The sequence below is a fragment of the Janthinobacterium sp. RA13 genome (assembly GCF_000745325.1).
Lineage (GTDB): Bacteria > Pseudomonadota > Gammaproteobacteria > Burkholderiales > Burkholderiaceae_D > Janthinobacterium > Janthinobacterium rivuli.
Genome location: NZ_JQNP01000001.1, coordinates 1,881,824 through 1,894,618, shown reverse-complemented (window position 1 = coordinate 1,894,618; position 12,795 = coordinate 1,881,824). Strand labels below are relative to the sequence as shown.

The window sequence follows — 12,795 nt, the reverse complement described above, 5'->3', positions numbered from 1 at the left end:
TGTATTACACCAGATTCTGCAGGCCGCTTCTTGGTTTGCATCGGATCAGCTCCTCTCCGCTTTGCCCTGACAGCACCACCAGTTCGATGAAACTGTTGATTTGCACATACAGCCCAAGGAAGTGATCGATCACCTGCACAAACAGGTGCATGCTGGTGCCGACGAACGCCTCCTCGTCCAGCGTGATGCGCACTTCCACGCCATGCGCCAGCGAGGTGCCGCGCTTGTGCCGCAGCCATGTCGTGGTCGGCGAATGCGCCAGCGCGACGATGCCGCCGATCTGGCGTTGCGAGCTTGCCGATTGAGACTGGTCATACAGCGTCAGCATTTCGCGCAGCGCCGGCAGACCATCCTGGACCAGCGCGTGATGATTCAGCGTCAGGTGCGAAATCAGGCGCCAGTGCAGGCCCGCGCCCTGTGAAAAGCGTCGCGGCTGGCTGGGGCGTCGCAGCATGTGCAGTGCGGGTCCGCCGCCGCACGGTTGCAAGTCTCCTTGCGGCTGGCCGTATTTGAGCGACAGCGGAAGGTCGCGGTTGCTGCACGTCAGCGACAGCGACAAGCTGGCTTTTTCGTTGATCAAGGGATTGAAGTCGCTGTCGACCAGCGTGATTTTCTTTTCGTGGCCAGGACTGTTGATGGCCAAAGCCATGTCGTGGCGCACGACCCAGTAGTGTCCTTGTTGCGCCGTCCCTTCGCCATGGCGCAGGCTGTACAGTGGGCGAAATTCGGTCAGCGTGCTTTCGCCTCCCCGTTGGCGCAGCAAACGCACCGCATCGACAGTGACGACTTCGTAGCCATGGGCATGGGTCGCATGGGCCAGCACGGAGTAGTCGGTTTTCTGCTGGGTGACGGCGATCGGCACGCCTTCCTGGCGGAAGAGATTGACGGCAGGACTGCAGCCCAGCCTCAAGTTGTCGCTGGAAATGCTCGACAGCATGCGCGCCGCAGCGCAATCGGGGCGCAAACCGGCCATGCACAGATGCAGGGTAAAGCGCTGGCAACCAGGCGGCAGGGCCGCACTCAGCGCCGCGATATCGATGTCGAAGAAATTGAATTTTTCCGGATACGCAAAATATTCGCTCAGGATGCGGTAGGCCGGCTGCGAGCGGGCACCGAAAGGTATCAAGGCATCCGTGTCGGCGAAGCCGACGGGCGTCAACGGCACGGCGGGTAAAGCCATCCATTGCACCGCGTCGATGGACACAAAAGCGCAGACTGCATGCAGGAACAAGGCATCGCGCAAGGCGGCGGAAAAAGAAGCTTCGCCATCGATGAAAACGCGCAGTGACGCGGGCGCCGCGTCAAGATGCCGGATGCCGATGTTCAGCGAGGAACTGGCTGATACGGGCAGGCGCACGCCTGGCGGCGGCTTGATCATCGCATCGAAAACCGTGCTTTCCAGTACCGATGCGCCTGTCGTCATGGCGTAGACCGTCTTGAAGCGGCAGCGCACGCCGCGCACAGGCGTGGCGTCCATTTCGCTGCCGGCCGGCAGTTGCGCTACACCCGTTCCAGCGGCCGGGGCGCACTGGTGCACGATGGTGCACGATGGAAAGGGACGCAGATAATGCGGGAACAGGGCTTCGAACAAGGCTTCGGTAAATTGCGGATAGTCGTCATCGAGCCGTTTCGAGATGCGTGCCGCCAGCATGGCCACCGATTCGATCAAGTGTTCGACGTGCGGATCTTCGCAAGACTCGCCGGACATGTGCAATTTGCCGGCGATTCTCGGATAGCGTTCGGCAAACTCACGGCAATGTCGCCGCAGCATCACCAGCTCGCGTTCGAAATACGGCAGCAAGTCCTCCATCTCGATCTTTCCTGTGTCTTCACGCGGAATGGCCAGTATCCGAGCGTTTGCTCCAAGGTAAATTGCGTTTGCGCAATAATTGAGCAGGGTTGCTGCGCAACATCAAGGACTTTCAAGCTGGCAACATCAGACTGGCAAAGCAGCATGATTCCAACGGTCAATATGGAGAACGCCATGACATTGCCATCCAAATTACTGTGGTCCGAGGGGCTGGCCATTGGCCCCCAGCAATTCCAGCAACTGGACCGCTACCATGAAGCGCGCCTGCAACGTCTGGCCTCACTCATCAATCCACATTTATGGGGCGTGCATGGCGTCAGCTGGAATGCGGATGCACTGGCCAACAATAGCCTGCGGGCGGACGCCATGTCGCTCGTCTTTCAGGATGGCGAACTGTTTGACGCGCCGCTTGGCGATGTCTTGCCCGGTGCGGTTGACCTGTCCAAGCTGCCTTCCAGCGAACATAGTTTTACGTTTTATGCCGCGCTGCCCGCGCTGCAGGCACACGGCGGCAATGTGAGCGCTGCCGGCGCGCGCTATGTCCAGGCGGATATCGAAACCCCGGATCTGTACAGCGAGGCAGTCAGCATCGACGTGGCTTACCTGAAGAAACGCGTGTATCTGCTGTCGCAACTGGATCCCCTGAACGATTACCTTGCCATTCCGGTGATCCGTTTGTACCGCGCCGGCAATGGCGGCTTTGAAATCGATGCCTCCTTCATTGCGCCGGGCCTGAGCGTCAGCGCCGAGCCTTCGCTGCAGAAAATGCTCGAGTCGCTGATCGACCGCATGGGCGCGAAAATCGAGGCGCTATACAGCCGCCACCGTCAGCCCGGCAAAAATACGGTGGAATTTCATGGCGGGGATGTCTCCTCGTTCTGGATGCTCAACACCTTGAGCACGGCCAGCGCCACGCTCAGTCATTGCGCCAGTTACCGGCGCCACCACCCCGTATATTTGTTTGAAAAACTGATGGCGTTGGCCGGCGGCTTGATGACGTTTTCGAAAAAATACACATTGAGCGACTTGCCGGCGTATTGTCACGACGACGCGGCTCCCGGTTTTGGCAAGCTCGATGGCATCATCCGCGACCTGATCGATACGGTGCTCCTGTCGCGTTACTTCCCGATTGCATTGTCCAACGACACGCAACAGAACACCCACTATCACGGCTTGCTCGATGCCAAGCGGATTGACCGCCAGACCGAACTCTGTCTTGCTGTAAACGCCGATATGCCGGCGCTGGAACTGGTTGCCACGGTACCGTTGCAGTTCAAAATATCCTCTCCGGACAATATCGAACTATTGCTTGGCCGGGCACTTCCGGGGGCCGAGTTGCGCCATATGGCCCAGGTTCCTTCAGAAGTGCCGGTGCGGCCCAATACGTATTACTTTTCGATCGACAACAAAGGCAGTATTTATGACAGCATGATCAAGGCTCAGGCGATTGCGATTTATGTGCCATCCGGGATAAAAGGGCTGAAGCTGGAACTGTTCGGTATCAGTGGCGCCGCCGCGCAATGATGGTGGGTGTTGCGAGCGGGTTTCTTGTCAAAAGATTGCCCTAAGCAATAGACTTGCCCCTGCAGTTGACGTTATCATGTTTTTGTAAGTGTCGGTGGCTGAGCAGTCGGCGCCTGGTTGAAACATGGTGACAGCGAGAGTGAGCATGGGCATGGCGAATGATGCGTGATGTGCCTGGCGGCGGGATGGGCAGGGCAGCGGTGCGCCGCTGCGGCCGCGCATTGCTGCTGGCGTTGTGTGTTGCCGCGGCCCCTGCCGCCGTGCCGGCTGCGACGCCGGCCACGGCCACGATCGCTGCGGCGCCGCACCAGGGGCAGCGCGTGCTGTTTCTCAACGCTTACGATTACGGCCGCGCCGGCGTGGAATCGTACACGCGCACCTATGTGGCCGCCATGGCCGCCGCAGGCCTGGCCAGCGAAGACATCATGGTCGAGCACCTGAACCTCAATACCCAGGGCGACCCGGCGCTGCGCAACGAGATGCGGGATTTGTTGCTTTTAAGATACACACAGATGATGGGGCGCAAGGCCGACCTGATCATCGCCATGCAGCAGCCGGCGCTCGATTTTTTGCTGTCCGACCTGGCGCCGCTGGCGCGCGGCGTGCCCGTGCTGGCGATTAACACCTCTGGCAAGGCTTTGCCGGCCGGCAGCCCGCTGGCCATCTGGCAGCAAAAGGCGAACGTCGATTTTCCCGGTACCCTGGCGCAAGCGATGGCGCTGTTCCCGGAAACGAAAACCATCGTCATGGCCGTCGGCGCCAGCGAGGCCGACCAGGCCTTGAAGCGCGGCATGCAGCAGGCGGCGCAGGCGTGGCAGGGCAAGGTGGCCATGCGCTATCTCGATGACCTGACCCTGGAGCAGATGCGCGTGGCCGTGGCGCACCTGCCCGCCGATACGCTGCTAGTGACCGGCAACGTCAACCGCGACGTGGACGGCGCCATCGCCACGCCGGTGCAGTTTGCCGGCGAACTGGCGCGGCTGGCGAATGTGCCCGCCTTCGGCATGTACAACACGAACGTGGGAAAAGGCATCATCGGCGGCTCCATCCTGCACATCGAAGGCGCCGCGCAGCAGGTGGCGCAGATGTCGCTGGCCGTGTTGGCCGGCAAGGCGCCTGCCGCGCCGGGCGCCTTGCTGCCGCCCGTCCGTCCGGTGCCCATGTATGACTGGGCACAGCTGCAGCGCTGGGATGCGGACTTCAGCCGGCTGCCGCCGCACACCCTGTTCTTCAACCGCCCGCCGCAGCTGTGGCACGAACACCGCGTCGCCGTGCTCTCGGTTGGCGCCGTGTTTCTCGCCATGGCGTGCATGCTGAGCGCCCTGCTGCTGCAGCGCCGCCGTCTGCGCCGCGCCGAGAGCGACGCGCGCGAAAGCGAGCAGCGCTTCCGCATTCTCGTCGAACATGCGCCGGAAGCCATCGTCGTGTATGACCTGGACCTGGACCGCTTCATCGATGCCAACAGCAGCGCGCAGCGCATGCTGGGCATGTCGCGCGAAGCGCTGCTGGCGCGTGGGCCGTTCGACCTGTACACGGGCGAGCAGCCCGATGGCCTGCCGCTGGGACTGATGATGGAAGAGCACCTGCGCCGCGTCATGCTCGGTGAACCGATCCTCGTTGAACGCAATGTGCGGCGCGCCGACGGCAGCATCTTCCCCTGCGAAGTGCGGCTGGTGCGCTTGCCGATGGAAGGGCGGCGCCTGGTGCGCAGCGGCATCGTCGACATTTCCGAGCGCAAGCACAGCGAGCAGGAATTGCTCGGCTACCGCGACCACCTGGAAGAACTGGTGCAGCAGCGCACGGCGGCCCTGTCGGTGGCCGTCACCGAGGCCGAATCGGCGAATCGCGCGAAAAGCGTCTTCCTGGCCAACATGAGCCACGAACTGCGCACGCCCTTGAATTCCGTGATCGGTTTTTCGCAGATGATGGCCGATTCGAGCAGCATGTTCGAGGAAGAAAAGCATAACCTGGCCATCATCAACCGCGCCGGCCACCATTTGCTCACCTTGATCAACGACATCCTTGAATTGTCGAAAATCGAAGCGGGCCGCATGCAGCTGCAAACGGGACCCGTGGACTTGAATGGCTTGCTCGACGAGGTGCTCGAGATGGTGCGCATGCGATCGAGCGACCAGGGCATCGCGCTGCAGATCGAACGTTCCGGCGTGCCGCCGCTGGTGCGCCTCGACGGCGCCAAGCTGCGCCAGGTGCTGCTCAATTTGCTGTCGAACGCGCTCAAGTTCATCGAGCAGGGCAGCGTGACCCTGTCGCTGGCGTGCCAGATGGCAGAAGGCGGGCAGGTGGCGCTGGCGTTTGCCGTGCGCGATACGGGCAGCGGCATTGCGCAAGCGGATCTGGAACGCATCTTTGAACCGTTCGTGCAGGCCGACAGCGCCGTGGCGCAAGCCGGCACGGGACTGGGGCTGACCATTTCGCGCGAATTCGTGCGCCTGATGGGCGGCGAACTGCGCGTCGAATCGACCCTGGGGGCCGGCTCCGTGTTCCACTTCGACTTGCGCGCGCCCTGCGTGCAATGCCCTGCCGCCGCGCCTCTGGCGCCGGGCCGCGTGGCGCGCCTGCCGCCGGGCCAGCGCGGGCGCATGGTGCTGCTGGTCGATGATGATGACAACTGCCGCAAGCTGCTGGCCGGCTTGCTGGCGCCGCTGGGCTTCCAGCTGCGCGAAGCGGCGGGCGGCGTGCAGGCGCAAGCCATGCTGGCGGCGCAGCGCTACGACATCGTGCTGAGCGACTGGCGCATGCCCGACATGGATGGACTGGCGCTGACGCGCTGGCTGCGCGCGCAGCCGGCGCTGGTGCAGCCGCGCCTGGTGATCATGACCGCTTCCGCCTTCGAAGAAGAAAAGCAGGAGGCGCTGGCGGCCGGCGCCGACGGCTTCCTGCGCAAGCCGATCGAGCAGGAACACCTGTTCGCCATGCTGGAGCAGCAACTGGGTGTGCGCTTTCAGCGCACCGCCGGCGCGCCGCCGCGCGTACCGGCGCCGGCCTTTGATTTGCAGCAGGCGCTGGGCCAGCTGGGTGCAGCCGAGCGGCAGGCGCTGCTCGAATCCGTGCAAGCCCTCGATTTGCGGCGCAGCGCCATCGTGCTGGCCGGCGTGGCGACGGGCCTGCCGCAGCTGTCCGCGCACGTCGCCGCCATGCTGGAACAGCACCAGTACCAGCCGCTGTGCGCCTTGCTGACGCAGCTGGCCAGCGAACCGCAGGGCGAAGACGCATGACTTTTCACGCACCCAAAGGCGCGCGCCTGGGCAGCGTGTCCATCGTGCTGGCCGTCAGCGTGGCGCTGACCTGCGTCGTCACCGCGCTGCTGCTGGTGTTTGCCGTGCTGTTTTACCAGTCCGAACGCGAGCAGCGCTGGCAGCAGCTGCATCGCAGTCTGGCCGTGAGCGCGGACCAGCTGGCCGTGGCCATCGAACTGCCCTTGTGGAATCTCGATGAAAAGCAGATGCAGGCCATCATGCGCAGCATGCTGGGCAAGCGCGACCTGGTGGCCAGTTCCCTCACGCCGGGCATCGGCAAGGAAGCGCTGGTCCTGCGCCGCACGGCGGCCGGCGCCATCGAGAGCTTTTCCTCGCTTGTCGCGGAGCCGGGCTGGCTGGTGCAGCGGCGCCCCGTGACGATGGGCGGACAAGTCATCGGCAGCGTGGCCGTGTATGCCACGCCGGCCCTGCTGCACGCGCAGCTGCGGCAGCGCGCGCTGGGCATCGGCGCCATGATCGTGGCGCTTGACGTCATCCTGGTGGCCAGCATCTGGCTGCTCATGTGGTGCCTGATGCTCAAGCCGTTGAAGGCCATCGGCCAGTATGCGGCCGGTGTCGAGGCGGGGCAGGGAGAAGCATTCGGCACGCAGCCGAAAGCGTGGTTCCTGGGCGAACTGCGCACCTTGTACCGCTCCATCCGCGACATGGTGGCGCTGCTCGACAGCCGCTACCGCGCCCTGCAGCGCAGCGAGGAGCGCGTGCAGATGGCGACGGGCGCGGCCAGCATCGGCATCTGGGACTGGAGCGTCAGCAGCGACGCATTGCAATGGGATGAACAGATGTACGCGCAGTTCAAGGCCGATGCGGCCAGCAGCATGTCGCCGGCGGCGATCTGGCGCGCGGCGCTGGTGCCGGACGACGTGCCGGCGGCCAAGGAGGCCCTGCGCGCCGCGCTGGGCGCCGGCCAGGCCTTCACGCACGAGTACCGCATCCTGTGGCCCGATGGCGCCATCCGCTACATCAAGGCCGATGCCGTGATCTTCCGCGATGGGCGCGGCTTGCCGATGCGCCTGGTGGGCTCGAACTACGACATCACGGCGCACCGCGAGGCCGAACTGGAACTGCTGCGCCACCGCCACCACCTGGAAGAACTGGTGGCCGAGCGCACGAGCGCCCTGTCGGTGGCCGTCAGCCAGGCGCAGGCCGCGAACCGCGCCAAGAGCACCTTCCTGGCGAACATGAGCCATGAACTGCGCACGCCCTTGAATTCCGTGATCGGTTTTTCGCGCCTGATGGCCGCCTCGCCCAACATGCAGGACGATGAAAAGCGCAACCTGGCCATCATCCACCGCTCCGGCAATCATTTGCTCACCCTGATCAATGAAATCCTCGAACTGTCGAAGGGCGAGGCGGGGCACCTGCAGGCGCAGACGGCCGTGGTGGCGCTGGCGCCCCTGTTGCAGGAGGTGATGGACATGCTGGGCATGCGCGCCGAGCAGCAGGGGCTGGCCCTGCGCCTCGATTGTGCGGACCTGCCGGCGGCGGTGCTGCTCGACGCGACGCGCCTGCGCCAGGTACTGCTGAATCTGATGTCGAATGCCGTCAAGTTCGCCGGCGGCGGCGAGGTCACCCTGTGCGTGCGCGGCGAGCGGCGCGATGGCGGGCTATGGATGCTGTCGTTCGCCGTCAGCGATACGGGCATCGGCATTGCGCCGGAAGACCAGCAGCGCATTTTTGAGCCCTTCGTGCAGGCCGACAGCGCGGGACCGAAGGATGGCACGGGCCTGGGTCTGGCCATTTCGCGCGAGTTCGTGCAGTTGATGAAAGGCGAACTGACGGTCGAATCGACGCCGGGGCAGGGCGCCACCTTCCGTTTCAGCATACCCGCGCAGGCGGCGCAGGCGCCACTGCAGGCTCCCGCGCCGCCGGCCATGCCGGCGCAGGCGGCAGTGCTGCCGGCACTGCAGGCGCAAGACTTGCTGCTGCTGACGGGAGAAGAGCGCGCCGCCTTGCTGGTGGCGCTGCGCGAATTGAACCTGGCCAGGGTGGCGCAGCTGCTGGCGGCCCTGCCGGCGGCAGCGGCGCCGTTGCTGGTGCCGCTGCAGGCCATGCTAGACCAGCACCAGTACCGTCAGCTGTGCGTCTTGCTGGAGAGCGAGGGCGCGCTGGCGCATACTTGAAAGTGTGGGCTGACAACATCGGATTCGCTGAAAAGACGGACTAAGTGCCGTGGATGGATGGTGCTAAATTGCAATAAAGATTATGATGATAGTACGTAGTTCATCGCAAAAGAAATGTCTTGTCCAGCGTGGCAACCGACCGCCGCGCCTCATCCAAAGCTGAGAGAACTGCTACATGCACCGCGATTTTTCGGAAGTGAATTCGAAGGGCGAAGTACTGATCGTTGAAGATACGCCGGCTTCGCTGAAGCTGTTGAGCGACTTGCTGGGCGGCGCCGGTTATGCCGTGCGCCAGGCGCCGAACGGTGAACTGGCCCTGTGGACGGCCCAGGCGCGTCCGCCCGAGCTGATCCTGCTCGACGTGCGCATGCCCGGTCTCGACGGTTTTGAAGTCTGTCGCCGTCTGAAGGAGATACCGTCCCTGCGCCAGGTGCCGGTGATCTTCCTGTCGGCCCAGTACGATACGGACGACAAGGTGCGCGGCTTTGCGCTGGGCGCCGTCGATTTCATCGCCAAGCCCTTCCAGGCCGAGGAAATCCTGGCCCGTACCGATGCGCACGTGCGCCTGGCGCGGGCGCAGCTGCAGCTGGCGCAGGAGCGCGCCAACCTGGAGCGGCGAGTGGCCGAACGCACGGCGGAACTGGAGCAGGTGGCCAGCACCCTGGCGCGCGAAGTGCAGATCCGCCGCGCCAATGAAGAATTGCTGCGCCTGTCCGGCCAGGTCTTCGAAGCGACCCAGGACGCCATTTTGATCACCGATGCGGCTGGCGTCATCGTCACCGCCAATCCCGCTTTTACCCGCATCACCGGCTACGCGGCGCAGGAAGTGGTGGGCACGGACATCATGCGCCTGCACGCCGAATACACGGGCGAAGCGGTGCTGCTGGCCCTGCGCCAGGGCTTGCGCAGCAGCGGCTGCTGGTCGGGCGAGGTGCAGACGCGGCGCAAGAGCGGCGACACCTACCCCTGTCTGCTCAGCGTGTCTACCGTGCATGGCCCGGACGGCGCCGTCGTCAACTACGTGGGCGTCTTCCTCGACATCAGCGAGCGCAAGGCCGAGCAGCACCTGATCGATTTCCTGTCCTACCACGACGCGCTGACGGGCTTGCCGAACCGCGTGTTGCTGCGCGAGCGTTTCGAACAGGCGCGCGCCAACGCCGTGCGCGACGGCCAGCAAGTGGTGCTGATGTGCCTGGACCTGGACCGCTTCAAGAACATCAACGATTCGCACGGCCAGGCCGTGGGCGACAAGGCGCTGCAAGTGGTGGCGCGTTTCCTCTCCGGCTGCGTGCGCGAGGGCGACACCGTGGTGCGCCAGGGCGGCGACGAGTTCCAGATCCTGCTGCAGGACGATGCCCTGCTGGGCCGCACCTTGGCGCTGGCGCAAACCATCCTGGCCGGCTTGCGCGAAGAGCTCAATGTCGATGGCGAGCGCCTGGCCCTGACGACCAGCATCGGCATCGCCATGTGCCCGGCCGACGGCGACAGCCTCGACGACGTGCTGCGCCACGCCGACACGGCCCTGGTGCGGGCCAAGGAAATGGGACGCGACCATTACGCCTTCTTCACGGAACGCATGGGCAGCGATATCCGCGCCCGCCTGGCGATGCAGCAGCAGCTGCGCGGCGCCATCTGCCGCGACGAATTCGCAGTGCATTACCAGCCGCAGATGTGCTTGCGCACGGGCGCCTTGCTGGGCGCGGAAGCCTTGCTGCGCTGGGATAATCCGGTGCTGGGCAAGGTGCCGCCAGGCCTGTTCATCGCGCTGGCCGAGGAATACGGCTTGATCACGGCCATCGGCGAATGGGTGCTCGAAAGCGTCTGCGCGCAGATCCGCGCCTGGCACGACGCGGGCCTGGGCAGCATCAAGGTGGCCGTCAACCTGTCCGGCAAACAGTTCGCGCAGGACCGCACGGTGCCGTTCGTCGAGGCGGTCTTGCGCAAATACGCCATCGCGCCCGCCTGCCTCGGCATCGAAATCACGGAAAGCACGGTGATGGGCGATCCGGACAAGGCCGTGGCGGCCCTCACGCGCCTGAAGGATATCGGCGTGGGCATTTCGCTCGACGACTTCGGCACCGGCTATTCCAGCCTGGGCTACCTGAAGCGTTTCCCCATCGACGTGCTGAAGATCGACAAATCCTTCGTCGACGACGTCACCACCAGCAGCAGCGACGCGGCCATCGCCCGCTCCGTTATCTCGCTGGCGCACAACCTCGACATGCGCGTCATCGCCGAAGGCGTGGAAACGCGCGAACAGGTCGACTTCCTGACGGAACACGGCTGCGACGAAATGCAGGGCTATTATTTCAGCCGGCCCCTGGCCGCCGAAGCCTTCACGGCCTTGCTGCGTGAACGGCGTACGCTGGCCGTGGCGTAAGAGACAGGCACTGCGGTGCGGCCGATGCACCATGCCGGTGCATCCGCTGCAGCGCGGTGCACGATTCTCACTTTTCCTTCCCTTGACGCTGGCATATATCCTGCTTAGGTAATCGCTTATTTACGCGATTGCCCCGCATGCCAGACAGCACCCGTTCCGTCACGCCTTTACCAGCCAGCGCCCACGGCGCCTGGCAGGCGCATTTGCGCCTGGGCTTTGCGCTGCACGATGGCGTCAGCCGCCTCGTCGAGCGCACGCACAGCGGCCCCCTGCGCGTGCAAAAGCCCCTGTACCCGGAAGGCGACGCCGTCTGCCACGCCATCATCATTCATCCACCGGGCGGCGTCGTGGGCGGCGACCAGCTGGCCGTCGACGCCACGGTGGGCGAGGGCGCGCGCGCCTTGCTCACGTCGCCGGGCGCCGCCAAGTGGTACCGCGCGAACGGCCATGTCTCGGGCCAGCACATCGTGCTGCGCGCCGGCAGCGGCGCGGCCATCGAGTGGCTGCCGCAGGAAAGCATCTTCTTCGACCAGGCCTGCGTGCGCCTGCGCCACGAAGTGGAACTGGCACCCGACGCCCGCTACATCGGCTGCGACATCGTCTGCCTGGGCCGCAGCGCCTCGGGCGAAGTTTTCAACACGGGCAGCATCGATCAGCAGGTGCGGATCCGCCGCGGCGGCAAGCTGCTGTGGTGGGAGCAGGGCGTGCTGGCGGCCGGCGGCGCGCTGATGGCCAGCCCGCTGGGCCTGGGGGGACACACCGTGTGCGCCACCCTGATCGCCATCGGCACGCCCGTTTCTGCCGCCGTGCTGGCGGCCGTGCGCGAGATCGCCGTGCCGGCCGGCGCCGCGTTTGGCGCCACGCACATGAAATCGCTGGTGGTGGTGCGCCTGCTGTGCGGCGACAGCGAGGCGGCACGCCGCGTCATGCTGGCCGCCTGGCAGCTGCTGCGCCCCGCCATGCTGGGACGCGACGCCGTCGTGCCCCGCATCTGGAACACTTGAACAGGAAAGAAGCACAAGGAAAAACATGGACCTGACTCCCCGCGAAAAAGACAAGCTGCTCATTTTTACGGCTGCATTGCTGGCCGAACGGCGCCTGGCGCGCGGCTTGAAATTGAACTATCCGGAAGCGGTGGCCCTGATCAGCGCCGCCATCATGGAAGGCGCGCGCGATGGCAAGTCGGTGGCGCAGCTGATGTCGGACGGGACAAAAATTCTGTCGCGCGCCGACGTCATGGACGGCATCGCCGAGATGATCCCCGACATTCAGGTGGAAGCGACCTTCCCCGATGGCAGCAAGCTGGTGACCGTGCACCACCCGATACCGTAGTCTTTTGAGAAGGAGTCCCTCATGACCCCAGGCGAATACCAATTGGAAGAAGGCGAAATCAGCTTGAATGCCGGGCGCGCCACGGCCACCGTGGTGGTGGCCAACCGGGGCGACCGGCCGATCCAGGTCGGCTCGCACTTCCACTTTTTTGAAGTCAACCCGGCGCTGGCCTTCGAGCGCTGGCGCGCCTACGGCATGCGCCTCAATATCACGGCCGGCACCGCCGTGCGCTTCGAGCCGGGCCAGCAGCGCACCGTGGAACTGGTGGCGCTGGCGGGCGAGCGCAAGGTCTACGGCTTCAATGGCGCAGTGATGGGCGAACTGCAAGACACACCACCGGGAAAGGATTGA

At 64.6% G+C, this 12,795-nt stretch carries 8 protein-coding genes; 7 read left to right on the top strand and 1 reads right to left on the bottom strand.

Annotation, left to right across the window (positions count from 1 at the left end):
• Window positions 1-4: 4 nt before the first annotated feature.
• Window positions 5-1,810 carry a type VI secretion system baseplate subunit TssF gene (gene tssF / locus FG13_RS08250; protein WP_035819986.1) on the bottom strand — a complete coding sequence of 602 codons (1,806 nt, stop codon included), beginning with the start codon at window positions 1,808-1,810 and terminating at the stop codon, window positions 5-7.
• Between tssF and tssK the strand changes: the two genes are divergently transcribed.
• The 7 genes from tssK (at window position 1,757) to FG13_RS08215 (ending at window position 12,795) form a co-directional block, all read left to right on the top strand.
• The gene (tssK, locus tag FG13_RS08245) at window positions 1,757-3,334 is read left to right on the top strand and encodes a type VI secretion system baseplate subunit TssK (RefSeq protein ID WP_327062288.1); all 1,578 of its coding nucleotides are present in this window, start codon (window positions 1,757-1,759) and stop codon (window positions 3,332-3,334) included. The two genes, tssF and tssK, sit on opposite strands and share 54 nt — an antisense overlap.
• 158 nt (window positions 3,335-3,492) lie before the next feature.
• Window positions 3,493-6,570: a sensor histidine kinase gene (locus FG13_RS28860; protein ID WP_081922485.1), complete on the top strand. Its 3,078-nt coding sequence runs from the start codon at window positions 3,493-3,495 to the stop codon at window positions 6,568-6,570.
• Window positions 6,567-8,732, top strand: coding sequence for a sensor histidine kinase (locus FG13_RS08235; protein ID WP_035819984.1), 2,166 nt, complete (start codon window positions 6,567-6,569; stop codon window positions 8,730-8,732). Before FG13_RS28860 ends, FG13_RS08235 begins: the two co-directional genes overlap by 4 nt.
• 175 nt (window positions 8,733-8,907) lie before the next feature.
• Window positions 8,908-11,112, top strand: a complete 2,205-nt coding sequence (locus FG13_RS08230; protein ID WP_035819982.1) for a two-component system response regulator — start codon at window positions 8,908-8,910, stop codon at window positions 11,110-11,112.
• 137 nt (window positions 11,113-11,249) lie between these two features.
• Entirely contained in the window at window positions 11,250-12,116 is an 867-nt protein-coding gene (locus tag FG13_RS08225; protein WP_035827644.1) for an urease accessory protein UreD, read from the top strand.
• 25 nt (window positions 12,117-12,141) lie between these two features.
• A complete protein-coding gene (locus FG13_RS08220) occupies window positions 12,142-12,444 on the top strand; it encodes an urease subunit gamma (protein ID WP_034751936.1) in 303 nt (100 codons plus the stop codon).
• A gap of 21 nt (window positions 12,445-12,465) precedes the next feature.
• Window positions 12,466-12,795: an urease subunit beta gene (locus tag FG13_RS08215; RefSeq protein ID WP_035819980.1), complete on the top strand. Its 330-nt coding sequence runs from the start codon at window positions 12,466-12,468 to the stop codon at window positions 12,793-12,795.

Coding starts and splice junctions, on each gene's coding strand:
- FG13_RS08235 (WP_035819984.1), top strand. CDS start 6,567: ATGACTTTTCACGCACCCAAAGGCGCGCGCCTGGGCAGCGTGTCCATC.
- tssF (WP_035819986.1), bottom strand. CDS start 1,810: ATGGAGGACTTGCTGCCGTATTTCGAACGCGAGCTGGTGATGCTGCGG.
- FG13_RS08215 (WP_035819980.1), top strand. CDS start 12,466: ATGACCCCAGGCGAATACCAATTGGAAGAAGGCGAAATCAGCTTGAAT.
- FG13_RS28860 (WP_081922485.1), top strand. CDS start 3,493: ATGATGCGTGATGTGCCTGGCGGCGGGATGGGCAGGGCAGCGGTGCGC.
- tssK (WP_327062288.1), top strand. CDS start 1,757: ATGTCGCCGCAGCATCACCAGCTCGCGTTCGAAATACGGCAGCAAGTC.
- FG13_RS08225 (WP_035827644.1), top strand. CDS start 11,250: ATGCCAGACAGCACCCGTTCCGTCACGCCTTTACCAGCCAGCGCCCAC.
- FG13_RS08230 (WP_035819982.1), top strand. CDS start 8,908: ATGCACCGCGATTTTTCGGAAGTGAATTCGAAGGGCGAAGTACTGATC.
- FG13_RS08220 (WP_034751936.1), top strand. CDS start 12,142: ATGGACCTGACTCCCCGCGAAAAAGACAAGCTGCTCATTTTTACGGCT.